Source organism: Kitasatospora sp. NPDC002522 (genome assembly GCF_053595195.1).
Genome location: NZ_JBSFXE010000003.1, coordinates 1 through 24,599 on the forward strand (window position 1 = coordinate 1; position 24,599 = coordinate 24,599).

Genomic DNA, 24,599 nt, shown 5'->3' on the forward strand with positions numbered 1-24,599 from the left:
AGGACCCCGAGGCCCCGATCTTCGACCTGGTCGACTACGGCGTCGTCGGCGACCTGTTCACCGTCCTCCCCCAGCTCACCGGCGAGGTCAAGGCCGGCTGACGGACCGTCACCCGCACCGCGTGAAGGCGGGCGCGACCCTCGGGTCGCGCCCGCCTTCACTCTTTCGTGTCACCCGCTGCCGTCCGGAGGCCACGACCGACCGCCGGCGCTCCGGCCGGTCGGCTCGCCTGTTAGCCGAGCAGGTCGGTGACGGGGCGGCGCGGGGTGGCGGTGCCCGGCGGGCCGTAGCCGATGCGCAGGACCAGCTGGACGGTGCCGACGCCGTGTTCGGGGTCGCGCAGGCGCCAACGGGTGTCGGGGAGTTCGACGGCCTGGTGCAGGACCGAGAGCCGCAGGCCGCGCGCGGTGGCGAGCAGCCAGACGCGTTCCATGGCCTGGCCGGCGCGCAGCCAGTCCGCGGCGGTGTCGCCGTGGGTGGTGACGGTCAGCACCTGCGGGAGGGCTTCGAAGCGCCGGGCCTGGACGGGGCCGCGGCCGGTGAAGTCCCGCATCGGGACGTGGGCTTCGTGGTCCTGCGGTCCGAGTGCGGCGGCCGGGATGCCGTCGGCGGCACTCTCGCCGCGCAGCCAACTCCCCGTCTCGGCCCGGCGGGCGGCGTCCGCGGCGATCCGCGCCTCGGCCTCGGCGGTCAGCGCCAGCACCCGGCGGGCCCCGGCTTCCTCCAGCGCCTCCAGCGTGGCACCCTCCGCCTCGGCCGCCGCGATCAGCTCCGCGATCACCGCCTCCGGCACGTCGCGGTTCGCGAACGGCTCACGGCTGGAGTGCCGTTGCCCGATCGCCGCCGCCAACTCCCCGATGCCGTACGGCTCGCCGCGCTCGCCGAACCGCACCTCGGCGACCGGTCCGCCGCCCGGCATCAGCCGCGACTCCCATACAGGCCGGCCGAGCCGGGCGGCCGCGACCCGCAGGTTGAACAGCGCGGCACCGACCGACACCATCAGCGCCCGCCCGTCCGGGTCGGCCAGTGGCACCGCCCGGTCCCGGTCCGCGTACACCAGCACGCCAGGGCCGTCCGGCAGCGGCCGGAACCGCCACGGCTGGCTGTTGTGCAGCGAGGGCGCCAACCCGGCCGCCTCCACCAGCAGGAGCAACTCGTCGGCCCCCAACGCCGCTTCGCGATCGTCGCCGGCTTCACGGTCATCGCCCCACTGCACCGGCTCACGCACAGTCTCGGTCATCGCGGATCACTCCTCGCCGGATCGCCATCGATCGCCACGGACCGTCACGGATCACCGTCTACGGCGACCGATCGCCGTCCCTCGCCGCCGACCGGCCGCCCGGTTCGACTGCCCGCCGTCCGACTGCCCGCCGGCCGTCCGATCACCGTCCAGTCCGTTGCCTTGAGCCTCCGCCCGCGGGCCGCGCCGCCGGTAGGGCCCAAAGACCCCACCCGGGCGACCACCGGCCCCGCTATCCGGCGGCGGTGCGGCGTTCGAAGACCGCGAGCCGGGCGGTGTCCAGCGCGGTCGCCACCGCGCCGAGCAGCACCGCGTCCTCGCCCAGTGCGCTGGCGACCAGTCGCGGCCGCAGCGCGCAGCTGCGGCGCAGCGCCTCGTCCAGCGGCGGCAGCAGCAGGTCCGCGCTGCGGCCGAGGCCGCCGCCGATCACCACCACCTCGGGGTCGATCACGGTGGCCACCACCGCGACGGCGAAGGCGAGTTGCTCGGCCGACAGCTCGACCGCGCGGAGCGCCGTCGGGTCGCCGCCGCGGGCCGCGGCGAAGACCCGGGCGGCGGTGAGCGGGCCGGCCATGCCGAGCTGCTGCGCGGTCCGCACCACCGAGTCGGCCGCCACCACCTCCTCCAGGGAGACCTGACCATCCGTCACTTCAGCGCTGCCCCAGGGAAGTTTCAGCATGCCGATCTCCCCGGCCGCGCCGTGCGCTCCGGTCAGCAGCTCCCCGCCGCGCACCACGCCGACGCCCAGGCCGGTGCCGACCAGCAGGTAGGCGAAGACCGAGGCGCCGGCGCCCGCACCGAAGGTGTACTCGCCGAGGGCGGCCAGGTTGGCGTCGTTGCCGACGGCGACCTCGGTGCCCAGGCCCTCCACGATCCCGTCCAGCAGGCCGGGCTTCGCCCAGCCGGGCAGGTGCGCGGCGTGGCGGATGATCCGCCGCCGTTCGTCCCACACGCCGGGGCTGCCGATCACCGCGCGGACCACGTCGCCGTCGCCGAGTCCGGCCTCGGCGACGGCCTCGCGCGCGGTGGCCACCAGGGCGGTGGCGACGGCGGTGCCGGTGCGTCCGCGGTTGGCGACGTTGCGGCGCGCCACGACGGTGCCGGCCAGGTCCGCGACGGCGACCCGCAGGCGGGCCCGGCCGACGTCGATGCCGAGGACGTACCCGGCCGTCGGGTCGGCCCGGTACAGGACGGCGGTGCGGCCGCGTTCGGGGGCGACGGTGCCGGCCTCGCGGGCCAGCCCGGCCTGTTCGAGCGAGGCCAGCGCGGCCGACACGGTGGGCTTGGACAGGCCGGTGTCCCGGGCGAGTTGGGCCCGCGAGGCGGGCCCGGCGGTGCGCAGCCGCTCCAGCAGCAGCCACTCGTTGTTGCTGCGCAGCCGCTGCCGGTTCCACCGGGCGGGCTCGACACCGGTGCCCGGCGGGTGGACCGCGGCGGGCGCCGGGGCTGCGGCGGGCGGCTCGAGCGGGTCGTTCACGGTGCTCCTCCTCGGTGCGGCAGCCCCGCCCGCCCCTGTACCGGCGCGCCACCGCGTCCACGACTTCGGTCCGGCCCCGGCGGGGCTGGCACCCGCCGCCACGGCACGTCCCCGCGATGCTATCGGCCGTGCGCCCTCGTCTGGCGTAACGTACAGATCATGGACTTCCGCCACTTGGGCCGCAGCGGCCTGATCGTCAGTGAGATCGCGTACGGCAACTGGCTCACCCACGGCTCGCAGGTCGAGGAGGAGACCGCGACGGCGTGCATCCGGGCCGCGCTGGACGCGGGCATCACCACCTTCGACACCGCCGACGTCTACGCGGAGACCCGTGCCGAGGCGGTGATGGGCCGGGCACTGAAGGGCGAGCGCCGCGAGGGCCTGGAGATCTTCACCAAGGTGTTCTGGCCGACCGGCCCGGGCCGCAACGACCGCGGCCTGGGCCGCAAGCACATCATGGAGTCGATCGACGGTTCGCTGCGGCGGCTGCAGACCGACTACGTGGACGTCTACCAGGCGCACCGCTTCGACCCGTCGACTCCGCTGGAGGAGACCATGGAGGCGTTCGCCGACGTGGTCCGCTCCGGGAAGGCGCTGTACATCGGCGTGTCCGAGTGGACGGCCGAGCAGATCCGCGCGGGCCACACGCTGGCCCGCGAGCTGCGCATCCCGTTCGTCTCCAACCAGCCCCAGTACAGCGCGCTGTGGCGGGTCATCGAGGCCGAGGTGGTGCCGGTCTCCGAGGAGCTCGGCATCGGCCAGGTGGTGTGGTCGCCGATCGCGCAGGGCGTGCTGACCGGCAAGTACCTGCCGGGCGCGGAGCCGCCGGCCGGTTCGCGGGCCACCGACACCAAGGGCGGCGCGACCTTCGTGTCGCGCTGGATGCGCCCGGAGGTGCTGGAGCGGGTGCAGCTGCTGCGCCCGCTGGCGGACGAGGCGGGCCTGTCCCTGGCGCAGCTCGCGGTGGCCTGGGTGCTGCAGAACCCGAACGTGTCGATGGCGATCATCGGCGCCTCGCGTCCCGAGCAGGTCGCCGAGAACGTCAAGGCGGCGGGTGTGAAGCTGGAGCCGGCGCTGCTCGCCCGGATGGACGAAGTCCTGTCCCCGGTGGCCGAGTTCGACCCGGGCAAGACCGCGGAGAACTCCCCGAAGGTGCGTCCCTGACGCTGCTCCTCGGGGCCGTCGCGACGGCCGGGCTGTCATCCTCGCGGATGCCGCGCGGCCGTCGAGTTTCCGCCCGCCGCGTCCTCAACTCGTGTCGGGTTCGGACGGCTTGAAGACCGGCTCCTCCTGGTGTGCCCAGATGGTCTTGCCGTGGCGGGCGAACCTGGTGCCCCAGCGCTGCGCCAACTGGCCGACGATGAACAGTCCGCGCCCGCCCTCGTCGGTGCTCTTGGCGCGGCGCAGGTGCGGGGTGCTGTCGGAACTGTCGGACACCTCGCAGATCAGCCCCCGGTCGTGGATCAGCCGCAGCCGGATCGGCGCCTTGCCGTACCGGATCGCGTTGGTGACGAGTTCACTGACGATCAGGTCGGTGGAGAATTCGAGTGCCTCCAAACCCCAAGCCGCGACCTGGTGTTCGGCGAGCCGGCGGGCGGTGCGCACCACCGCGGGGTCGTCCGGCAGGGTCCACACCGCGACCTGGTCCTCGGGCAGGGCCCGGGTGCGCGCCAACAGCAACACGGCGTCCTCGCGGTGCCGTTCGGGCAGCAGCGCGTACACGGCCTGGTCGCACATCTCGTGCAGGTCGTCACCGGGCCGGGCCAACACCCGTTCCAGGACGGCGGATCCGGCCGCGGGCGGCGCCCCGCCCGCGAAGTACACGCCGGGGCCCGAGCGTTCCGCGGGGAGCACCTCGCCGACGCCCGCAAGCTCGACCTCGGTACCGGGCTCCGTACCCTTGGATGGCTTCGCCCCGGCGAGCAGCCCGCGGGTGTACATCCCGAGCAGGCTGCCCTCCTCCAACTCCCTGACGGTGGTCTCGTAGCAGCCGTCCCCGCAGCCGAGCGGCAGCCCGGGTTCGACGTCGAAGGCGAGCGCCGCGCCGTCGGGCCCGACCACGATCGGCCCGGGGTGGCCGGCCGAGGCGGCGGTGCAGGTCCGGCTGATCGGGTCGTAGATCAGGTAGAGGCAGGAGGCGAGGCCGTCGGGCAGCTGGTCGGCCCCGGGCTGCAGGCTCTCGCGCTGCTCCTCGACGAGGACCCGGGCGGCGTCGTCGAGCCGCACCAGCAGTTCGTCGGGCGTCAGGTCCTGGACCGCCAGGGTCCGCAGCGCGGTGCGGATTTGGCCCATGACGGCGGCGGCCTCGATACCGGTGCCGGTGACCGAGCCGAGGGCGAGGCCGACCCGCGTGGCGGACAGCGGGATGACGTCGTACCAGTCGCCGCCGGGTCCGACCAGGCCTGGCAGGTAGACGTGCGCGGTCTGCACGGCGCTGAGGTCGGCCGGTTCCCGGGGCAGGAGTTGGCGTTGCAGGGTGGTGGCGATGGAGCGTTCGCGGGCGTAGCTGCGGGCCTTGTCGATTGAGAGTGCGCCGCGGGAGGCGAGTTCGGCGGCGAGTTCGAGGTCCTCCTGGTCGAACGCGGCGATCCGCCGGTACCGGTAGAGCGCCAGGATGCCGAGGACGGCGTCGTGTACCACCAGCGGTGCGACGATCATCGAGTGCACGCCGAGCGCCGTCAGCCGGCGGCCCCGTTCGGGGTCGGAGGCGAGCCACGGTTCGGAGCCGGTGAGCCGCCGGATCAGCCGGGGCCGGCCGTCCTCTAGCACCTGGCTGTAGGGGGTGGGCGCGCCGTAGGTGGACAGCGAGCCGTGCGGGATGGGGCCCTGCCAGGGGCCGGTGAGCGCGCTTCCGCGGACGGCCCGGTAGGCGGCGCGGCGCAGCGGCGCGCCGGGGTCGATCGGGCCGGAGCGCAGCGGGAGGCCGCGCAGCGGCTCGTCGAGCAGGTCGAGGGTGGCGGAGTCGGCGAGGCGGGGCACGGCGACGTCGGCGAGTTCCTGGGCGGAGCCGATGGCGTCGAGCGAGGCGCCGAGTTGGCGGTGCGCGGCGTGCAGGATGTCGAGCCGGTCGAGGGCGGCCTGGCGCTCGGTCACGTCCTCGACGGAGGCGACCAGGTACGGCTGGCCGGTGCTGGTCCGGATCCGGAAGAAGGAGAACGCGCCGACCATCTCGCGGCTCGGGTCCTCGGGCATCGGGCCGCGGACCAGGTGGTCGCGGACGTAGCCGCCGTCCTGCATGACCTGCCGGGCGAGGGCGTGCAGCTCGGTGCGGTCGTAACCCGGAGCGAAGTCGCCCGCCCGGTGGCCGACGATCTTGCTGGAGGGCACGCCGCGGACGCCGCGCGCGGCGCTGTTGTAGCGGAGCACCCGCAGGTCGCGGTCGAGCAGGTAGAGGCCCTGCGGTGCCTGCGCGAACAGCGCCTCGATCAGCGCGTGGTCGATCTCCTCGCTGTCGGGCACCCGCGCCCGCCCGCCGTCGCCGCCGTCCATCCGCCGCTCACCCTTCCGCCGTTCCCGCTCCGCCCGGCCCCGCTCCGCCTGGTCGCCCGCCGCCTCGCCGCTCTCCGCGTGCTCCTCCGCCGCCACGTCGACTCCCCTACCCGCCACCGGGGTCGGGGCGGAAGCCGATCAGTGCGATGTCGTCGCGGACGTCGGCGACCCGTCCGATCAGGTGGTCGCAGAGTTCGCCGAGCGGGCGGTGGCGTTCGGCGGCAGCGGCGGCGCACAGCCGGGCGATGCCGTCGTTGAGGTGCTCGCCGGGGACCTCCACCAGGCCGTCGGTGTAGAACAGCAGGGTCTCGCCGGGTCTGATCGGGTGACGGTGGGTCAGCCGGGAGCGCACCGGGTCGACGCAGAGCGGCACGTCGGCGTCGTCGTCGGTGAGCAGGACGGGCGGCCCGTCGACGGGGACCAGGACCGGCGGCGGGTGGCCGGCGTTCGCCCACTCCAGGTCCCAGCCGCCGTCGGCGCCGCGCCGGATCAGCCGGGCGTGGATGGCGGTGGCGAAGGTGCCGACGCCGAGTCCTTCGGCGGCGGTGTCGAGTTCGCGCAGGGTGTCGGCGGCGGTGTGCACGTGGGTGCGGGTGTAGGCGATGGAGCGCAGCATCGCGCGCAGCTGGCCCATGGTGGTGGCGGCGGCCAGGTCGTGTCCCGCGACGTCGCCGATGGTCATGGCGAGCGAGCCGTCGGGCAGCGTGAAGGCGTCGTACCAGTCGCCGCCGACCTCGGCGTTGCGGCTGCCGGGCTGGTAGCGGGCGGCGACGGCGGCGCCCCCGACCTCCGGCGGGGTGGTGAGCATGGCCCGCTGCAGGACGACGGCGGCGTGCCGGGCGCGCTGCAGGGCGAGGGCCTGGCGCAGCGGGGCCTGGGCACGTTGCAGGACTTCGTGCTGGAGGTCGATGTCGGCGGGCCCGGGCGGCGGGCCGCCCTCGCAGGTGGCGGTCGCGCACAGGGCGACCACGGCGCCGTCGACGACGATCGGCAGCAGGGTCAGGCTGGTGGCGCCGGCGGATTCCAGCCAGCGGGCCGAGATCTCCGGGACGGCGCCACCGACGGGCTTGCCCTCGGGCAGGGAGAGCAGGATCGGGGTCCGGGTGGCGACGGCTCGCCGTCCCTGCCGCCCCAGCGTGAAGGTCTGTCGGCGCAGCGGCGGCAGCGGCGGCAGTCCGGGCCGGGCGACGGAGGCGATCCGGGTGGCGGTGACGGCGTCGCCGGCGGCGTCGGGTCCGGGCAGCAGGTAGACCGCGCAGACGTCGGTGAGTTCGGGGACGACGGTGGCGGCGAGGGCGGTGAAGGCGTCCTCGGCGCGTTCGGCCTCGGTGACGGCGCCTGCCCGGGCCAGCAGGCGTTCGCGCAGCCGGTTGCGCCAGTGGTCCTCGACGTCGGAGGTGGTGCCGATCCACTCGGCGCTCTTGCCGTCCCGGACGATCGGGTAGGCGCGGGAGCGGATGTGCCGGTAGCCGCCCTGGGCGCTGCGCACCCGGAAGGTGTACTCGAACGGTTCGGGTGTCGCGATGGCGGCGGCCCAGCGGGCGGCGACCTCGGAGCGGTCCTGCGGGTGGACGACGTCCAGCCAGCCGGTGCCTGCGGCGTCCGGGAAGGGCTGGCCGGTGAGTTCCTCCCAGCCGGGCATCAGTTCGCTGGTCGAGCCGTCGGCGCGGGCCAGCCAGACCATCTCGGAGGCGGCGGCGACCAGCGCCTCGTAGCGCTGCAGGGCCTGCAGGCGTTCCGCGGAGAGGCGCTCGGCCTCCAGCGCGGAGTGCAGTTCGGCGGTGGTGTCGATGGCCGCGATCAGCGTGCCGGGGCCGCCGGTCGGCGTCGCGGCGGGCGAGGCGGAGTACACGAAGTGGCGGTGGGCGGGCCCGCTCTGCCGGCAGTCCAGGGTGCGGTGGGCGGTGACCCGGCGGGCGCTGCCGTCGGCGCGGACGGCGTCCAGGGTGGCGAGGAAGTGCTCGGCGCCCGGCTCCGTGAACACCTCACGGGCGGGGGCGCCGAGCTGGCGGTTGCCGAAGAGTTCGCGGAACGCGTCGTTGTAGTAGACCATCCGGTGGTCCGGGCCGACGGTCAGTGCTATCGCCACGATGGCCCGATCGAACACCTCGGGTGTCAGCTGTGGTTCCGCCACCCCGGTGGTCCTCCTCCCGCCCGCCTCTCGGCGGGGTCGACGCGGAAGCGGTCTGCTCAGGCGAGCAGCTTCTCCTTGGCCTTCTGGAACTCCTCCTCGGAGATGGCACCGCTGCTCTTCAGGTCGGCGAGCCGGGCGAGGTCGTCGACGTGCCCGGCCGCGCCCTTCTGCTCGGTCCCGGCGGCCTTCCGGACGTAGTCCTGGAAATCGCTTTCCGCCTGCATCGCGAGAGCCCGGTCACGCTCCCCCATCGACTTGCCGCGGGCGATCAGGTATGCCAGCACGCCGATGTACGGGAGCAGGATCACGAAGATCGTCCAGCCGGCCTTGCCCCAGCCGCCCATGTCGTGGCTGCGGAAGATGTCGGTGATCACCTTGAACAGCAGGAAGAACCAGAGGATCCACAGGAACAGCCAGAGCATCGTCCAGAACAGGTTGAGCAGCGGGTAGTCGTCCATCGAGGGCTCCCTTCCACAAGTGATTCGAGTCGTATCACCACATTTCCGACACCGCATCCGCAGTGCGCCTCCCGCTCGCGTGCACCGGTCCGGGCCAGGATGTGACCGGCTGTCAGCAACGAGGGAGGCGCGGGTGGACGGCGGAGGCGTGGCGGACGAGGCGGCCGCGGGCCGGCGGCGGCGGACCGCGGGCCCGCGGACGGGGTGACGGTCGAGCGGTTGACCGCCCTGCTGGACCGGCTGACCAGGATGCTGCTGTCGGCCAGCGGCGAGGGCGCGACGGAGCTGGCGCACGCGGTGGGCACGGTCGCGGCGGGCTACGGCGGCCGCTGCTCGATGGTGCTGGTCCCGGACGGCGCGGCGCTGACGGTGACGCTCGGCGACGCCGCCAGGACGGTCGCGGTAAGGGCCTTCCCGGACGTCGCCCGGCTGGACAAGGTCGCGGCGCTGAAGCCCTGGGCGCTGGACGCGGCGGCGGGCCGCCTGTCGATCGGCGCGGCGGAGCGCCGGCTGGCGGCGGCGATCGCCGTCGGCCTGCTGCTCGGCGCGGTCCTGGTGCAGCGCCCGTCCCCCCTCCCGGAGGGCTGACGGGCACCGGCTCGGCGCTTCCGGAGGGTCAGCGGTCGCGCGGCGAGATCCGCCAGGCGAGCAGCACCACCAGGAACGACGCGGCGCTGAACGCGGTGCACCACCAGGCGGTCGCCACCTCGCCGCGCATCCACGCGTTGGTCGCGACGGTCAGCGCCCAGAGCTGCCCGATCACGATCGTCACGGCCAGCACCACCCGGGCGGTGAGGATCGCCGAGCGCTCGGGCTGCTGGTCGGTGCCCGCGCCGGGGCCGGGGCCGGTCGCGGTGACCCGCGGGTCGGCGTAGCCGCTGGTCGCCCGGATCTGCGGATACCGGTCGTGGACCGGCCGGTTGAGCCTCGGCTCGTCGCTGCCCGGGTGGTAGTCCTCCGGGAAGTGGCCCTCGGGGACGCTCATCGCACACCTCCGCACTGCACCTGACGCCGCGTCATGTCCGTTCTCACTTAGCGCTCTTACGGTCCGCGCACCCGGCCGCCTCGGCGAGCACGGGGTTGCGGCCCTTCAACTCACGGCACACGCCGGCCTGTTCGTCCTCGCCCGAGCGTGCGGTGCCGATCGCCCACACCGCACCCTCGGCGTCCTCCACCATCACCACCTTCGGCAGCGGACGGGGCGGCGGGCCGCCCGTCACGTCGCCGGTCCGGGCGTCGAACATCCCTTCATGGCATGGGCAGTAGAGGTCGCCGTCGGCGCCTTGGTCGCGCCGCCAGAGCACCCCGCAGGCCAGGTGGGTGCAGACCGAGGAGTAGCCGACCAGGGTGCCGTCGGACAGCCGGATCGCCATCGCCCGGTCGTCCTCGCCTGGGTAGTCGAAGCTCACGGCCTCGCCGTGGCCGAGCCGGTCGGCGACCTTCAACGGCGTTGCCCCGCCGTCTCCGTGGCGGTGCAGCACACCGGCGGAGACCACCGTGGAGCCGACCACCAGGCCGCCGGAGACGGTGGCGACGATCCGCAGGTAGTCGCGGCGGGTGGTCAGCGAGTCCGCGCTGATCCGGTCCCGCAGGGCGGCCTGCTCGGCCGCCCGCCGGTCCTCCGGGCCGTCCGGCTCGAAGGAGTTGACGGGAGTGCTCACGCCGCCGCTCCGTTCCCGGGCGTGGGGCGCCCGTTGACCTCGATCAGGCTCAACATCCCGCCGGGGACGGGGTCCCGGCGCTCGGCGGGCACCACCATGGCCACCCCGGTGGAGATCGTCGTGTCGCCGAAGGCGAACATCGCGGAGACGTCCACCCCGGGCCGCTCGGCCTGGAGTTCCTCCACCGTGCCGTAGAACAGCGCACCGGTCGGGCAGACCGTGGCGCACATCGGCGCCAGGCCGTAGGAGGTGCGGTCGTAGCAGAGGTTGCACTTCATCTGCAGCTTCGCCTCGAGGTCGATCTTCGGCACCCCGAACGGGCAGGCGTTGACGCAGTTCGCGCAGCCGATGCAGCGCGTCGGGTCGGCCTCCTGGACCACGCCGTCCGCGGTGATCAGGATCGCCTCGGCGGGGCAGACCTCGGCGCACGGGGCGACCGGGTCCTCGCAGTGCATGCAGACGGTGGGCAGCGACGCCACCGAGTGGCCCTCGTCCGGGTAGTCGAGGTGGATCATCGACTTGCCGCGGTGCGAGTCGCACTCGCGGCACGCCGACACGCACGCCTGGCAGCCGATGCAGCGGCCCGGGTCGATGAAGATGGTCCGTCCGAGCATCGGCGCTCAGCCCCTCTCCGCGGTGCCGCGGCCCTGCGGCGAGGTCGGCGGCAGCGGGTCGCTCCGCGACACCTGGGCCTCCGGGTACGCCTCGCGGCCCGGCGGGGTCGGCGGCGCGGGCACCGGATCGACCGCCTCGCCGCGCTCGATCCGCACCGCGCACACCTTGTACTCGGGGATCTTGGAGCGCGGGTCGAGCGCGTCGATGGTCAGCGCGTTGGCCGCCACCGGGTACGGCCAGTGGTACGGCACGAAGACGTGGTCCGGCCGGATCGCCTCGGTGACCAGCGCCGGCAGCACCTCGCTCCCGCGCCGCGTCGTCACCCGCACCGGATCGCCGGTCCGGAACCCGTGCGAGGGGTGCACCTCCACCCACGGCCGCGGCGTCTGCTCGACCAGCGCACCGAGCCGCCGCGTCTGGTTTCCGGACAGGAAGTGCGCCACGGTGCGCCCGGTGGTCAGCGTCATCGGGAACTCGTCGCTGTACGGGTCGGCCGGCGGGTGCCACTCCACCGCCTGCAGGTGGATCTTTCCGTCCGCGTGGTACGTCCTGCCGTCCTCGAACAGCCTTGGCGTGCCCGGGTGTTCGAGGCCCGGGCAGGGCCAGGCGATCCCACCGGTCCGCTCCAGCCGCTCGTACGTGATGCCGTAGTAGTCGATCACCGTGCCGGCCGAGGCGCGGCGCAGCTCGTCGAAGACGTCGCGGGAGCCCTCGAAGGCGAACTTGCTTCCCACGCCGAGCCGGCGGGCGAGTTCGCACAGCACCCAGGTGTCCGTGCGCACCCCGGCGGGCGGCTCCTGCGCCTTGTTGTGCTTGACCACCCGGGCCTCGGCGTTGGCCATCACGCCCTCGTCCTCGGCCCAGGTGGTCACCGGGAAGACCACGTGCGCGTTGGCGGCGGTCTCGGAGAGGAAGAAGTCGAACTGGCCGTGGAACTCCAGGGTGTCGTAACCGTCCTTCACCACCGCGTAGTTGGGCAGCGAGACGAAGGGGTTGTTGCAGACGCCGAGCAGGCCGCGGATCTCGCCGCGCTGCATCTGCCAGACCATCTCCATCATCGAGGTGCCGGCGGGCGGGAGTTCGTCCTCGTCGATGCCCCAGATCGCGGCGATCTGCCGGCGGTGCGCGGGGTCGTTGATGGAGCGTCCGCCGGGCAGCAGGTCGGACTTCTGGCCGTGTTCGCGGCCGCCCTGGCCGTTGCCCTGGCCGGTGATGGTGCCGTAACCGGCGCCGGGGCGGCCCAGGTTGCCGGTCGCGCTGCACAGGTTGATCACCGTCAGGCAGTTCTCGACGCCCTGGGTGTGGTGTTCGATGCCGCGCGCGTGCCAGGCCATCGCCCGCGGGGACCGGCCGAACATCCGTGCCACCTCGACGACTTGCTCGGCGGGGATGCCGCAGATCTCGGCCGCCCGGATCGGCGGGTAGGCCTTGACGGTGCGCTTGAGCTCCTCCCAGCCGGTGGCGTTGGCGGCGAGGAACTCCTCGTCGGTCAGGCCCTCCTCGACGATCACGTGCAGCACCGCGTTGAAGAACGCCGCGTCGGTACCGGACTTGAGCGCGACGTGGACGTCGGCGGTGCGGGCGATCGCGGTCTCCCTCGGGTCCACCACGATCAGCTTGGCGCCCCGGTCGCGGGCGCCCCAGACGTACTGGGTCATCACCGGGAAGCACTCGCCGACGTTCGACCCGGCGATCAGCAGGCAGTCGGTCTGCAGGATGTCGGAGAACGGGTTGGCCGCCCGGTCGATGCCGAACGCCAGCTTGTTCGCCCCGGCGGCGCTCACCATGCACAGCCGGCCGTTGTAGTCCACGTGCCGGGTCTTCAGCGCCACCCGGGCGAACTTGCCGACCAGGTACGTCTTCTCGGAGAACAGGCTGGCCCCGCCGAGCATCCCGAACGCGTCGCGCCCGTACTCCCGCTGGATCCGCTCGATCTGCGCGACCGTGTGGTCCAGCGCCTCCTCCCAACTCGCCTCACGGAACTGCTCGTTGCGGTGCCGGCGGAGCAGCGGCGCGGTCAGCCGGTCCGGGTGGTTGACCTGCTGGTAGGCATTGATCCCCTTGGGGCACAGGCGCATCCGGTTGATGTCGTGGTTGCGCGGCTCCACCCCGAACACCTTGCCGCGCCCGTCCACCCGCAGGTACATCCCGCACTGCACCCCGCAGAAGCAGCAGTGCGTGGGGACGAGCGTCTGCTCGGTCTGGTCCGCGCGCCAGGCCGCGGCGGGCAGGCCGCCCGCGTCGCGGAAGTTGCGCGTCCCGAGCGGGGCGATGCTCGGGCCCAACGGGACGTACTCGGCGCTCACTTGAACCCCCGGTTGACGTTCGACAGGTACGCGGTGCCGCGCAGCACCCGCTTGCAGCGCGGGCAGTACTCGGCCCACGCGTCGAAGCCGAGGTCCAGGTCACGCATGGTGGCCTGGAGGTTCTCCACCGCGGCGACGGTGTCGATCGGCCGGCCGCACCGCCGGCAGGCCAGCAGCTCCTCGGCGTCCGAACCGCGGCGCCTGGCCGTGTACTTGAACAGCTGCATGCCGACCGCGGCGGGCCGCTGCACGATGTGGAAGAACTTGCCGAACGGCAGGAAGACCAGGGTGAGCACCACCGCGGCCATGTGCAGGATCGCCAGGAACTCGTAGCCGCCGCCGTGCAGCACCATCTCGGAGAAGGTCAGCAGGAGGCCGGTCACCGAGATGGTGATCAGCGCCAGCAGCGGCACGAAGTCGTAGCCGAAGCGCTGCCCGGTGGTGGCCGCCCGGTCCCGCATGCGCCGCCACAGGAAGTACCCGGCGCCGCCGATCACCATCACCGCCGCCAGGTCCAGGCCGTGGTACAGCGCCCAGCCGAGGAAGCTGCCGGAGTCGAAGCCGAACAGCTTGAACCCCCACAGCCGCATCTCGTAGCCCGGCCCGGTCGCGCTGGAGGAGGTGAAGGTGAACCAGCCCCAGGTCAGCGGGAAGGTGATCGCGGCCGCCAACAGGCAGCCCCAGAAGATGAGTTGGTGAGCGGCCCAGCGGGCGTGCGAGCGCGCCCCGAGGAACTTCTGGAAGCCGAGGTAGGTCGCGATCATCCTGGGCAGCGCGGTCGGCGAACGCTTCAGGTTCTGCCAGGACAGCGCCGCCTTCCACCCCTGCGTGAACAACCGCCGCGCGGCAGGGGCGGACACCCACACCACGTAGCGGTACACCACCCCGAAGGTCAGGAAGATGCTGGCCACCGCGTACGGCACCAGCGCCGAGTCGAAGTCCCGCAGGCCCCGACTCCCCAACACGATCGCCACCATGAGCAGCACACTCGCGGCAGCGGCCACCACCGATGCCCGCCACTCCGGCGGTCTGCCCTCGCGGGGCGGCGGCGTCCCGGCCACGCGCATTCTCCTGCCGCTCGATTGCCCAGCAACCCGAGGGTGCCCGGTGCCCCGAGGGCCCGGAGCCGCGGACGCGGCCGACCTGACACCTCCTCAGCCCGGAACGTAACGATCACCGCCGCGCCGCGCCCGCCGGATGAGCCGTCAGCGGCGCGTCGCTGCAGCGAACGGGTGAACGGGTGAACGCCGGGGCGCCTCGCTCTCCCTCGCACTCCCTCGCGCCCCCTCGTTCTCCCTCGTTCTCCCTCGTTCTCTCTCGCTCTCGAAGCACCGATCGGTATGCAGGGAACGCCACCTGACGATCAATCGGACCGGTCCGAATCCCTGGCGCCGAGCACGCACCACAATTAGAGTAGGACTTCATGATGAAGGACGTACATAACTCAGCCCTGGCCGAGGACCACGCCGGCCTGCTCTACGACTCCGGCGTGCGCGCCTCGATGACCGCGTTCGCCCTCGACGACAACACCCTCGCTCTGGAAGCGGCCGCCGCGGTCCGCTCCGCCTCCCAGGCCATCGACAAGCTGCGCACCCACGGCGCCGGCGGGCGCGGCCTCAGTGCCGGAGCGCTCGACGTGCTCGCCCGGCTCGGCAACGCCGACCAGGACGGCCTGAGCATCGGCGACCTCGCCCGCGGCGCCGGCGTCAGCTCCCGCAACGTCACCGGCCTGGTCGACACCCTGGAACGCGACGGCCTGGTGCAGCGCGCCCAGGACCCGCAGGACCGCCGCTCCGTCCGCGCCCGGATCACCCCCGCCGGCCGCGACTGGCTCGACTCCTTCCGCGAACCCACCCGGCGCGCCATGGACGCCGTCTTCCGCGGCTTCACGCCCGAGGAACTCGCCCAGTTCCGGCACTTGTGCCTACGACTGGTCGACAACCAGCAACGGCTGGAGCAGTACCTGAACGGGAGCACGCAGAGCCGACGGAGCTCCGGCGCGGACGACGCCTGACGCCCCCTCAGCCCACGGTCCCCGGCGGGCGGTCCCCGGCCACGGCCCTCGCGCTCCCGCCGGCCCCCGCTCGTGCGCGATCGGGCGGACCGTCAGTCCTCCGCCGGCGCCGCGGTGCTGGCGCGCAGGACCACCTCGGCGAAGGCATGGACCCGATCCGGCTCCCGGGACGGGGCGGCGAGGGCCAGCCGGACCGCGTCGGCGCCCATCCTGCCGAGCGGGAGGCGGACGGTGCTCAGCGCGGGCGCCAGGTCGGTGGCCAGCGGGATGTCGTCGAACCCCGCCACCGAGATCTCACCGGGGACGGAGATCGACCGTTCGCGGAGCTCGGCCAGGACGCCCGCGGCACAGATGTCGGACAGTGCGATGACGGCGGTCGGGCGCGGAGCGCCACTCGCCCGGGTGACGTCCAGGATCCTGGCCATTGCGGCCCGGCCGCCCTCCCGGGTGAACTCGGTGCGCTGCAACGACGTTTCAGGCAGCGTCAGGTCGAAGTCGGCGAGCCCGTCGAGCACTCCGGCCAGCCGGTCCTCGGCGACCCGCATCCGCTCCGGACCGGTGATCACCGCGAACCGGCGGTGGCCGAGCCTCGCCAGCTCCCGGGTCAGCGAGGCCGCACCCCCGCGGTTCTCGACGTCCACCGTGTCGTACCAGGGGCCGTGGTCGGAGATCGCGGTCACCCGGCCGCCCTGCTCCTGGTACGCCGACAGCGCGTCGTCCAACTGCCGCACCACCGACGCCTCGTTGTACGCCGAGCCGGCCAGGATGATGGCCCGCACCCGCTGGGCGTGCAGCATCCGGATCGCCTGCAGCTCGCGCTGCGGATCACCGTCGGTGCTGGTCACCATCGACAGCAGCCCCTCCCGGGCCGCCGCGTCGCCGACGCCCCGGGCGATCGCACCGAAGTACGGGTCCGCCACGTCGTGCAGCAGCACCCCGACCGTCGCACCGGTCGAGCGCGCCAGCGCCTGCGCCGGGGCGTTCGGCAGGTAGCCCAGCACATCGGCGCTGGCCCGGACCTTCGCGGAGAGCTCCTCCGTCACCGACCGCGCGGAACCGTTCAGGGCCCGCGAGGCGGTGGCGAGCGAGACGCCCGCGTGCCGCGCCACATCGCCGAGAGTGACAGCCACCGAATCTCCTCGTTCCGTCGCACTGCTCGCGGATGATCGAGGGAACAGGTTACCGCTCGGCCGTCCGCCCTTGACCGGCGCGATCCGGGGGCCTAGCCTCGGCGCATGGAAAGCGCTTTCCGCAGGCTCGCCGCCAAGTAAGTAGAAAGCGTTTTCCGTCAGTCGCCACTTGGCTTCGCCACACCACCTCGAGCCGCACTACCGCGACGGCGGCAAGCGCTTTCCCAAGGCCTCCCCGGGTCCGTGCGGCAAGCGCTTTCCCGCCCCCCGCGGGGACCGCACCTCGTGCATCCAGTCTCCAGTCTCCAAGTCCGACCTCCCACCTCCCACCTCCCACCTCCCACCTCCCACCTCCCCCGACCAGAAAGAAGGACCCACCCATGTCCCGCAGGGTCATCGGCATCGTCATGAACGGCGTCACCGGCCGGATGGGCTACCGCCAGCACCTGGTGCGCTCGATCCTGGCCATCCGCGAGCAGGGCGGCCTGCCGCTCGGCGACGGCGAGGTGCTGTGGCCCGAGCCGATCCTGGTCGGCCGTAGTGCCGCCAAGCTCCAGGAGCTGGCGGACCGTCACGGGCTCACCCACTGGACCACCTCGCTCGACGAGGCGCTGGCCCACCCGCTCGCCGAGATCTACTTCGACGCGCAGGTCACCCAGGCCCGGGAGGGCGCCATCAAGGCGGCGATCGCCGCCGGGAAGCACATCTACACCGAGAAGCCGACCGCCGAGTCCCTCGACGCGGCCCTGGAGCTGGCGCGACTGGCCCGGGAGGCCGGGGTGTGCAACGGCGCGGTGCAGGACAAGCTGTTCCTGCCCGGCCTGTTGAAGCTGAAGCGGCTGGTCGACAGCGGCTTCTTCGGCCGGATCCTCTCCGTGCGCGGCGAGTTCGGCTACTGGGTGTTCGAGGGCGACTGGCAGAGCGCCCAGCGCCCGTCCTGGAACTACCGGGCCGAGGACGGCGGCGGGATGATCCTCGACATGTTCCCGCACTGGCGTTACGTGCTGGACGGGATCATCGCGCCGGTCCGCTCGGTGTACGCGCAGGCGGTCACCCACATTCCGCAGCGGGTGGACGAGCAGGGCCGCCCGTACCCGGCGACCGCGGACGACGCGGCGTACGGCGTGTTCGAGCTGGAGGGCGGGATCGTCGCCCAGGTCAACTCGTCGTGGGCGGTGCGGGTGGACCGTGACGAGCTGGTGGAGTTCCAGGTCGACGGCACCGAGGGCAGCGCGGTCGCCGGCCTGCGCAACTGCCGGATCCAGCACCGGGCCACCACCCCCAAGCCGGTCTGGAACCCCGACCTGCCGGCCACCGAGCGGTTCCGTGAGCAGTGGCAGCAGGTCCCGGACAACGGGGAGTTCGACAACGGGTTCAAGGTGCAGTGGGAGCTGTTCCTGCGTCACGTGGTGAGCGGCGCTCCGTACGAGTGGGACCTGCTGGAGGGCGCGAAGGGCGTTCAGCTCGCCGAGCTGGGTCTGCGCTCCGCCCGCGAGGGCCGCCGCCTGGCCGTGCCCGACCTCAGCCTCTGAGCCTCTGAGCCCCCGGGGTCCCGCCTCGCGCCTCGCGGCACCCGGTGCCCGATGCCAAGCGGCAGCCACCGGCGATGGCCCCGGCTCGGTCGTCGCCCACTCCCCCGCTCCCACCCCTCCCCACCTCCTCGACTGCAAGGTCTGACACCATGACGCATCTCGATCTGCCCGGCATCGGCCGGTACCAGCTGCGCGATCCCGAGCCGGTCACGGTCTCGGCAGGGCGCTCCACCTCGCGGGTGGTGTACGCCGCCGCCCACGTGGTGGCCGATCCGCTCGGCGGCAACGCGCCGGGGGCGCCGGCCGCCGTGGACTGGGACGCCACGCTCGCCTTTCGCCACCGGCTGTGGTCGCTGGGTCTCGGGGTGGCGGACGCGATGGACACCGCGCAGCGCGGGATGGGCCTGGACTGGGCGGCCACGCGGGAGCTGATCACCCGTTCCGGTGCCGAGGCGCAAGCCGTCGGCGGACGCCTGGCCTGCGGCGTCGGGACCGACCAACTCGCTTCCTCGGACGTCTCGTTGGCGCAGGTGATCGCCGCGTACGAGGAGCAGCTCGCGGTGGTGGAGGCGGCGGGTGCGCAGCCGATCCTGATGGCGAGTCGGGCGCTGGCGGCCTCGGCGAGCGGTCCGGAGGAGTATCTGGCGGCGTACGGGAAGCTGGTCGGGCAGTCCGGACGGCCGGTGATTCTGCACTGGTTGGGCGAGATGTTCGATCCGGCGCTGGCGGGTTACTGGGGTTCGGGTGATCTGGACGCGGCGACTGAGACGGTGCTGGAGCTGATCCGCAGCCACCCGGGGCGGATCGACGGGATCAAGGTGTCGCTGCTGGACGCGGACCGCGAGGTCGCGCTGCGGCGCCGGCTGCCGGAGGGGGTACGGCTGTACACGGGTGACGACTTCCACTACCCGGAGCTGATCCGGGGTGACGAACTCGGCTACAGCGACGCCCTGTTGGGTGTCTTCGATCCGATCGCGGGCGTGGCGGCGGCAGCCTTGCGGGCGCTCGACGAGGGTGATCTGGCGCGCTACGACGCGCTGTTCGCGCCGACGGTGCCGCTGGCCCGGCACCTGTTCGCGGCGCCGACCTTCCACTACAAGACCGGGATCGTCTTCCTGGCGTGGCTGTGCGGGTTCCAGGAGCACTTCACGATGGTGGCGGGCGCGCAGAGCGGGCGGTCGGTGAGCCACCTGGTGGAGTTGTTCCGACTGGCGGACGCGGCCGGGGTGTTGACCGATCCGGAGCTGGCCGCGGGCCGGATGCGGAGCTTCCTGGCGGTGGCGGGGGTGCGGGCGTGAGTGGGCTCGTGAAGGTCGCCGAGGGGTGTGAGCGCCTGTCGTTGAACCAGATCACCACCAAGGGGTGGAGTCTGGAGGAGGCGGTGCGCGGCTGTGTGGAGGCCGGGATTCCGGCGATCGGGCTGTGGCGGGACAAGGTCGCCGAGGCGGGTCTGGCCCGGGCGGCCAGGTTGTGCCGGGATGCGGGGTTGGCGGTCAGCAGCCTGTGCCGGGGCGGGTTCCTGACCGCGGGGGATGCCGCGAGCCGTCAGGCGGCGTTGGCGGACAACCTCTCGGCGATCGAGGAGGCTGCCGAACTGGGCACCGACACGCTGGTGTTGGTGGTGGGCGGCCTGCCGATGGGCAGCCGGGACCTGATCGGCGCGCGCCGGCAGGTGGCCGACATGATCGCCGAACTCGCGCCGCATGCCGGCGACTTCGGGGTCAGGTTGGCGATCGAGCCGCTGCACCCGATGTTCTGCGCGGACCGGGCGGTGGTCTCCACCCTCGGCCAGGCGCTGGATCTCGCCGAACCGCACCCGTCCGCGCAGGTGGGTGTGGTGGTGGACAGCTACCACGTGTGGTGGGACCCGCAGTTGGCGCAGCAGGTGGCACGTGCGGGCGCCGGTGGGCGGATCGCGGCGTACCAGGTCTGCGACTGGACGTTGCCCCTGCCTGCCGATGCGTTGCTGGGTCGCGGTCACGTCGGCGACGGGCACATCGACTTCGGCTGGCTCACCGACCGGGTGGCGGAGGCGGGCTACCGCGGCTGGATCGAGGTCGAGCTGTTCAACGAGCCGGTGTGGAACACGCCGGGCGAGCAGACGCTGGCCACGTTGAAGGAACGGCACCGGGCGCACATCGTCCGGAGGTAGCGCCCCAGGGCCGCAGCCGGGGCGGGAAGGCCGGGCGGGGCGGGACGGGACAGGCTCTCCGCGGACACTCCAAGGTCCTGCGCCCTCGCCGGCTGCGGCCGGGTCCCGCGGGTGATCGTCAGGACGTCCAGGACGGGCTGGATCAGGCCAGGCCAGGCCAGGCCGGGCCGGTAGACGGGCCGGTGGACGGGCCGGTGGGCGGGCCGGTGGCGGGTGGGTGTCGACAATGGTGGGCGGGCTCCGGTTCGGGGCGAGAGAGGCGAAGGTGGGCAGATGCGGGTCGTCGTGGCGCCGGATTCGTTCAAGGGCACGATCGACGCGGCCGATGCGGCGGCTGCGTTGGCCGACGGTTGGCGTTCGGTGCGGCCGGACGACCAGGTGGTGTGCCGGCCGATGGCCGACGGTGGCGAGGGGACGCTGGCGGCGATCGTCTCCGCTCACCCGGAGGCGGTGACGGTCGAGGTGCCCGCGGTCACCGGACCGGACGGGAGTCCGGTGCCGGGGCGGTTCGCCCTGCTGCCGGACGGGACGGCGGTGGTGGAGCTTTCGGTGGCGAGCGGATTGCCGTTGCTGGGTGGTGAGTTGCTGCCGCTGGCCGCGACCACCCGGGGCACCGGGGAGACCATCGCCGCGGCGTTGGACGCCGGTGCGACCCGGCTGGTGATCGGGCTGGGCGGCTCGGCGTCCACGGATGGCGGGTACGGCATCCTCGCCGCGCTCGGCGCCCGGCTGCTGGACGCCGGCGGGATGACCTTGGCTGACGAACCCTCAGAGTTGGACCAGGCCCTGTCTGTTGCACGGGTCTTCGACACCGACGGACTGCGGGCCACCCCGTCGGGCGGGGTGGTGCTGCTCACCGATGTCACGAATCCGCTGCTCGGTCCGCGCGGTGCGGCGGCGGTGTACGGTCCGCAGAAGGGGGCGGGTGAGCGTGAACTACCGCTCCTGGAGCAGCGGTTGACGCGGCTGGCGGAGCTGCTGGGGGGTGACCCGGAGACGCCGGGTGCGGGCGCGGCCGGGGGGACGGGTTACGGGCTGCTGGCCGCGTGGGGTGCGGTGGTGGAGCCCGGGGCGGCTGCCGTCGCCGGGCTGCTCGACCTGCCGGCGGCCTTGGCCGCGGCCGACCTGCTGATCACCGGCGAGGGCCGGTTCGATGCGACCAGCCTGCAGGGCAAGGCCGTGGGCGAGGTGCTGGGCATGGCCGAGGCGGCCGGGGTGCGGACGGCCGTGGTGGCGGGCGAGTCCGACGTCGCCGGGGTACTCACCCTGACGGCGCTCGCCGGTTCGTCCGCCGAGGCCCGCAGCGACCCGGCCCGCTGGCTGCACCGCGCGGGCGCGCAGCTCGCCGAGGCCGCACCCTCGAGCCGGTACGGAAACCCGGCCCGGACCCCGTCCTGACCGAACCGCCCCACGGGGTGATCACACTCCCGGCCGACAGCCCCCGCAGCGTCCTACTGCCCTGCCCGCCCTGCCCCGCTCCGTCAGCCGACGGTGGCGGGGCTTTCGCTGGTGCGGACGGGGCGGTGGTCGGCGGCGGATCGGGGGACGATCAGGCGGCTGCGGAGGATGCCGGTGTCCTCGGAGACGGGCGGTTCCTCGGTGCGGCGGCGGATCGGCATGCCGACCAGCAGGCCGATCGTGACCAGGACGTAGGCGCTGCCGCCGAAGAACGCGCCGGGGCCGCTGCTGTCGGCTCGCCAGAGCCACACCAGGCCGCTGCAGATGACGAGTTGGAGCAGCCAGGCGGTGGCCAGCAGGCCGCGGTGGTGGCGGCGCAGGGCGGCGTCGGCGAGGACGACGAAGGCGGGCAGCGCCCAGACCAGGTGGTGTACCCAGGTGATGGGGCTGACCAGGCAGCAGGCGAGGCCGGTGAGGCTGTAGGCGGCGACGGTGTCGCCGGCCCGGGTGGCGCGGTGCAGGCGGTACGCCCAGATGGCGAGGACCAGCAGCGAGGTGGCCACCCACAGGATGCGGCCGGGGAGTTCGGGGCCGAGGCGGGCGATCACGCCTTGCAGGGACTGGTTGGAGATGTAGGCGAAGGCGCCGACCCGGTCGGTGTCCCAGAGGGTGATGCTCCAGAACTGCCGGGAGGCTTCGGGGGCGGCGAGGTGGCCGAGCCCGGTGGCGCCGACGGCGACCGCGGTGGCGGTGGCGGCGGCGCGCCACTGCCGGGTGATCACCAGGTGGACGATGAACAGCGCGGGTGTGAGCTTGAACGCGGCGGCCAGTCCGGTGCCGACGCCGGTGAGGTACGCCCAGCGGCTGGTGGCGAGTTGGCGGTCGGCGAAGACCAGGGCGACCAGCAGCAGGTTGACCTGTCCGAAGCTGAAGGTGTCGCGGACCGGGTTGGTGAGGGCGCACAGGCACGCGGCCAGGCCGAAGGCGTACCAGCGGCACCAGCCCTGGCGGCGGGCGATCGGGTCGACCAGCCAGTAGAGCAGCAGGCCGGTGGCGACGGAGCCGAGGACGACGCTGACGGCGATCGCCGGGTGCCAGCCGAGGAGTTGCATGGGCACCATGCAGAAGGCGGCGAACGGCGGGTAGGTGAAGCCGTAGGCGGTGCCGGGGCGGACGTAGTCGTAGATGGCGCCGGTGTCCATCCAGTGGTGGACGGTGCCGTAGTAGACGCCGACGTCGAACCAGCCGCGGTGGCCGGGGATGGCGGCGAGGATGACGGTGGTGGTGACTACCGCGAGGGTGAGGACCGCGATCCGGGCGGCGGTGCTGCCGTGCCTCAGCACGCCAGTTGCCGTTCCTCGACGGTGATCTGACGCTCCGCCAGCACGATGAACGAGTAGCCGGCCGCGACGCCGCCGATGGCGAGCACCAACTCGGGGGCGTCAGGGGTGAATCCGTCCGGCATGACGGTGAACGCCAGCGCGGCGCAGACGAATCCTGCGATGCGGCGGACGGCGGGAATGCGGACGGCGGCGGCGATCAGGGCGATGCTCCACAGTGCGTACCAGGGGCGGAAGGCGGGTCCGAGGGCGACCAGCGCAGCGAGGGCGAGGGCGAGGGCTGCGACCGGTTCGAGGCCGCGGCGGGCCACCAGCCAGCAGGCCAGGGCGGTGATCGCGACGGCGGCCGCCAGGCCGAGCAGGCGCATGGCGGCGACCAGCGGGTCGGGGGCGGTGCCGGAGAGCGCGGAAAGGGTCCGGCCGAGGCTGGTGGTCAGCGACCAGCTGCTGGTGGTGGCCGGGGTGGTGAGTGCGGCGAGCCAGCCGTAGCCGGTGCCGGCCGCGGCGGTGGCGGCGATCGTGGTCGCGGCGGCGGCGAGGGCCACCGGGCCTGCGGTGCGCAGCAGTTGGGCGGCCCGCGGGCGGTGGCCGGTCGGGGTGCCGGCACCGAGCCACCAGACCACCGGGAGGGCGAGGGCCGCGGGCGCCTTGACCAGGGCGGCGAGGGTGACCAGGGCGGCGGCGATCAGCGTCCGGCGGTGGACGGCGGCGAGCAGGCCGCCGGCCAGCAGGGCGAGCAGCAGGGCGTCGTTGTGGGCGCCGGCGATCAGGTGCAGCAGCACCAGCGGGTTGAGCGCGCCGAGGCGCAGCGCGGAGGCCGGGTCGGTGCCGAAGTGCCGGGCGAGGGCGACGAGCAGCCCGGCGAGGGCGGCGACGGCGAGCACGGCGGCGAGGCGCAGCAGCAGGGTTCCGGCGTACGGGTGGGCGGCGACCGGGGCGGCGGCCCGGGCGAGCAGCAGGAAGACGGGCCCGTACGGGGTGGGGGTGTGTTGCCAGACGCCGGGTATCTGGACGGCGGTGGCGCCGCCGAGGACGGCGGGGCCGTCGGTGTAGACGTCGAGTCCGCCGGCCAGCATGGCGCCTTGGGCGAGGTAGCTGTAGACGTCGCGGCTGAACAGCGGCGGGATGGCGAGCAGCGGGGCGGCCCACCAGGCCAGGGTGACGAGCATCCAGCGGGTGCCGGGCGGGAGTTGGCCGTCGGCGGGTCGGCCGAGGCGGAGCCAGGCGACGGTGAGGACGGCGAGTCCGGCGAAGGCGAGGGTGGTGCCCGCGCCGCCGGAGGCGCGCAGGGTGGGGCCGGTGACGGCGGCTGGGAGCGCACCGGCGGTGAGGCCGCCGCAAGCGAGGGCGAAAGAGCCCGTGAGTCCGAGCCACCGGTACCGGCTCGGGTAGGCGTTCGCGCCCGTGTTCGGCATGCGGGGAACGCTGACAGAAGCGTGTGGCCCGGAGAAGAAGAACCCGCATCCGGCGGGTGACCGGCGGGCGACCGGATCGGTCGGCAGGTCTGCTGCCTGGGCGGTCTGCTGGGCCAACTCCGGTGGCCGTACCTGTCATTCAGCATGTGCACATCTCGGCTCCGTCGTCCGTCCACCTGGGGGCCAGGCGCACAGGGGAGACATACGGATGCCGTAAGCACTCGGTGCCTCCCGACCG

20 protein-coding genes and 1 pseudogene are annotated in these 24,599 nt (G+C 73.5%); 8 read left to right on the plus strand and 13 right to left on the minus strand.

Features of this window, described 5'->3' with window-relative positions; translation table 11 throughout:
• A pseudogene (locus ACWD4U_RS02945) lies at positions 1-101 on the plus strand (electron transfer flavoprotein subunit alpha/FixB family protein); the annotation flags it as partial.
• Between the two features lie 131 nt (positions 102-232).
• Here ACWD4U_RS02945 and ACWD4U_RS02950 read toward each other — a convergent pair.
• Positions 233-1,240: an Acg family FMN-binding oxidoreductase gene (locus ACWD4U_RS02950; protein ID WP_363453593.1), complete on the minus strand. Its 1,008-nt coding sequence runs from the start codon at positions 1,238-1,240 to the stop codon at positions 233-235.
• Between the two features lie 232 nt (positions 1,241-1,472).
• The gene (locus ACWD4U_RS02955) at positions 1,473-2,717 is read right to left on the minus strand and encodes an ROK family transcriptional regulator (protein ID WP_449787084.1); all 1,245 of its coding nucleotides are present in this window, start codon (positions 2,715-2,717) and stop codon (positions 1,473-1,475) included.
• Between the two features lie 159 nt (positions 2,718-2,876).
• Here ACWD4U_RS02955 and ACWD4U_RS02960 point away from each other — a divergent pair, with 159 nt between their 5' ends.
• The gene (locus ACWD4U_RS02960) at positions 2,877-3,881 is read left to right on the plus strand and encodes an aldo/keto reductase family protein (protein WP_363453592.1); all 1,005 of its coding nucleotides are present in this window, start codon (positions 2,877-2,879) and stop codon (positions 3,879-3,881) included.
• Positions 3,882-3,965: 84 nt separating this feature from the next.
• On the opposite strand, the gene ACWD4U_RS02965 is transcribed toward ACWD4U_RS02960, so the two are convergent.
• From ACWD4U_RS02965 to ACWD4U_RS02975, 3 genes are read right to left on the minus strand one after another with little or no spacing between them, the layout of a single operon-like run.
• Positions 3,966-6,302, minus strand: coding sequence for an ATP-binding SpoIIE family protein phosphatase (locus tag ACWD4U_RS02965; RefSeq protein WP_363453590.1), 2,337 nt, complete (start codon positions 6,300-6,302; stop codon positions 3,966-3,968).
• A 10-nt stretch (positions 6,303-6,312) separates the two neighbouring features.
• Positions 6,313-8,340 (minus strand): SpoIIE family protein phosphatase, encoded by a 2,028-nt coding sequence (locus ACWD4U_RS02970; protein ID WP_363453588.1) that lies wholly within the window; start codon positions 8,338-8,340, stop codon positions 6,313-6,315.
• Positions 8,341-8,396: 56 nt separating this feature from the next.
• Positions 8,397-8,798 (minus strand): SHOCT domain-containing protein, encoded by a 402-nt coding sequence (locus tag ACWD4U_RS02975; protein ID WP_363453586.1) that lies wholly within the window; start codon positions 8,796-8,798, stop codon positions 8,397-8,399.
• Between the two features lie 219 nt (positions 8,799-9,017).
• Here ACWD4U_RS02975 and ACWD4U_RS02980 point away from each other — a divergent pair, with 219 nt between their 5' ends.
• A complete protein-coding gene (locus ACWD4U_RS02980; RefSeq protein WP_363453584.1) occupies positions 9,018-9,386 on the plus strand; it encodes a hypothetical protein in 369 nt (122 codons plus the stop codon).
• A gap of 28 nt (positions 9,387-9,414) precedes the next feature.
• On the opposite strand, the gene ACWD4U_RS02985 is transcribed toward ACWD4U_RS02980, so the two are convergent.
• From ACWD4U_RS02985 to ACWD4U_RS03005, 5 genes are read right to left on the minus strand one after another with little or no spacing between them, the layout of a single operon-like run.
• Positions 9,415-9,783 (minus strand): hypothetical protein, encoded by a 369-nt coding sequence (locus ACWD4U_RS02985; RefSeq protein WP_363453582.1) that lies wholly within the window; start codon positions 9,781-9,783, stop codon positions 9,415-9,417.
• Between the two features lie 43 nt (positions 9,784-9,826).
• On the minus strand, positions 9,827-10,459 hold the full coding sequence (locus ACWD4U_RS02990) for a QcrA and Rieske domain-containing protein (RefSeq protein ID WP_363453580.1): 633 nt from the start codon (positions 10,457-10,459) through the stop codon (positions 9,827-9,829).
• Positions 10,456-11,073 (minus strand): 4Fe-4S dicluster domain-containing protein, encoded by a 618-nt coding sequence (locus tag ACWD4U_RS02995; protein ID WP_363453578.1) that lies wholly within the window; start codon positions 11,071-11,073, stop codon positions 10,456-10,458. Before ACWD4U_RS02995 ends, ACWD4U_RS02990 begins: the two co-directional genes overlap by 4 nt.
• A 6-nt stretch (positions 11,074-11,079) precedes the next feature.
• The gene (locus tag ACWD4U_RS03000; RefSeq protein WP_363453576.1) at positions 11,080-13,380 is read right to left on the minus strand and encodes a molybdopterin oxidoreductase family protein; all 2,301 of its coding nucleotides are present in this window, start codon (positions 13,378-13,380) and stop codon (positions 11,080-11,082) included.
• Entirely contained in the window at positions 13,377-14,447 is a 1,071-nt protein-coding gene (locus tag ACWD4U_RS03005) for an MFS transporter (RefSeq protein ID WP_449787085.1), read from the minus strand. Before ACWD4U_RS03005 ends, ACWD4U_RS03000 begins: the two co-directional genes overlap by 4 nt.
• A gap of 356 nt (positions 14,448-14,803) precedes the next feature.
• Between ACWD4U_RS03005 and ACWD4U_RS03010 the strand changes: the two genes are divergently transcribed.
• A complete protein-coding gene (locus ACWD4U_RS03010; RefSeq protein ID WP_363453574.1) occupies positions 14,804-15,394 on the plus strand; it encodes a MarR family winged helix-turn-helix transcriptional regulator in 591 nt (196 codons plus the stop codon).
• A 92-nt stretch (positions 15,395-15,486) separates the two neighbouring features.
• Here the strand turns inward: ACWD4U_RS03010 and ACWD4U_RS03015 are convergent, their stop codons facing one another.
• Positions 15,487-16,524, minus strand: a complete 1,038-nt coding sequence (locus ACWD4U_RS03015) for a LacI family DNA-binding transcriptional regulator (RefSeq protein WP_363453572.1) — start codon at positions 16,522-16,524, stop codon at positions 15,487-15,489.
• 380 nt (positions 16,525-16,904) lie between these two features.
• Between ACWD4U_RS03015 and ACWD4U_RS03020 the strand changes: the two genes are divergently transcribed.
• The 4 genes from ACWD4U_RS03020 to ACWD4U_RS03035 all read left to right on the plus strand — a co-directional run bounded on the left by ACWD4U_RS03020 (position 16,905) and on the right by ACWD4U_RS03035 (position 21,606).
• Entirely contained in the window at positions 16,905-18,056 is a 1,152-nt protein-coding gene (locus tag ACWD4U_RS03020) for a Gfo/Idh/MocA family protein (protein ID WP_363453570.1), read from the plus strand.
• A gap of 149 nt (positions 18,057-18,205) precedes the next feature.
• Complete coding sequence (locus ACWD4U_RS03025; RefSeq protein WP_363453568.1) at positions 18,206-19,354, plus strand: dihydrodipicolinate synthase family protein; 1,149 nt, start codon at positions 18,206-18,208, stop codon at positions 19,352-19,354.
• Positions 19,351-20,208, plus strand: a complete 858-nt coding sequence (locus ACWD4U_RS03030) for a sugar phosphate isomerase/epimerase family protein (protein WP_363453566.1) — start codon at positions 19,351-19,353, stop codon at positions 20,206-20,208. The genes ACWD4U_RS03025 and ACWD4U_RS03030 overlap by 4 nt, the downstream gene beginning before the upstream one ends.
• 273 nt (positions 20,209-20,481) lie before the next feature.
• A complete protein-coding gene (locus ACWD4U_RS03035; protein WP_363453564.1) occupies positions 20,482-21,606 on the plus strand; it encodes a glycerate kinase in 1,125 nt (374 codons plus the stop codon).
• 83 nt (positions 21,607-21,689) lie between these two features.
• On the opposite strand, the gene ACWD4U_RS03040 is transcribed toward ACWD4U_RS03035, so the two are convergent.
• Positions 21,690-22,949, minus strand: a complete 1,260-nt coding sequence (locus ACWD4U_RS03040; protein WP_363453562.1) for a glycosyltransferase 87 family protein — start codon at positions 22,947-22,949, stop codon at positions 21,690-21,692.
• Positions 22,943-24,361 carry a polyprenol phosphomannose-dependent alpha 1,6 mannosyltransferase MptB gene (gene mptB, locus ACWD4U_RS03045; RefSeq protein ID WP_363453560.1) on the minus strand — a complete coding sequence of 473 codons (1,419 nt, stop codon included), beginning with the start codon at positions 24,359-24,361 and terminating at the stop codon, positions 22,943-22,945. The genes ACWD4U_RS03040 and mptB overlap by 7 nt, the downstream gene beginning before the upstream one ends.
• Positions 24,362-24,599 lie beyond the last annotated feature (238 nt).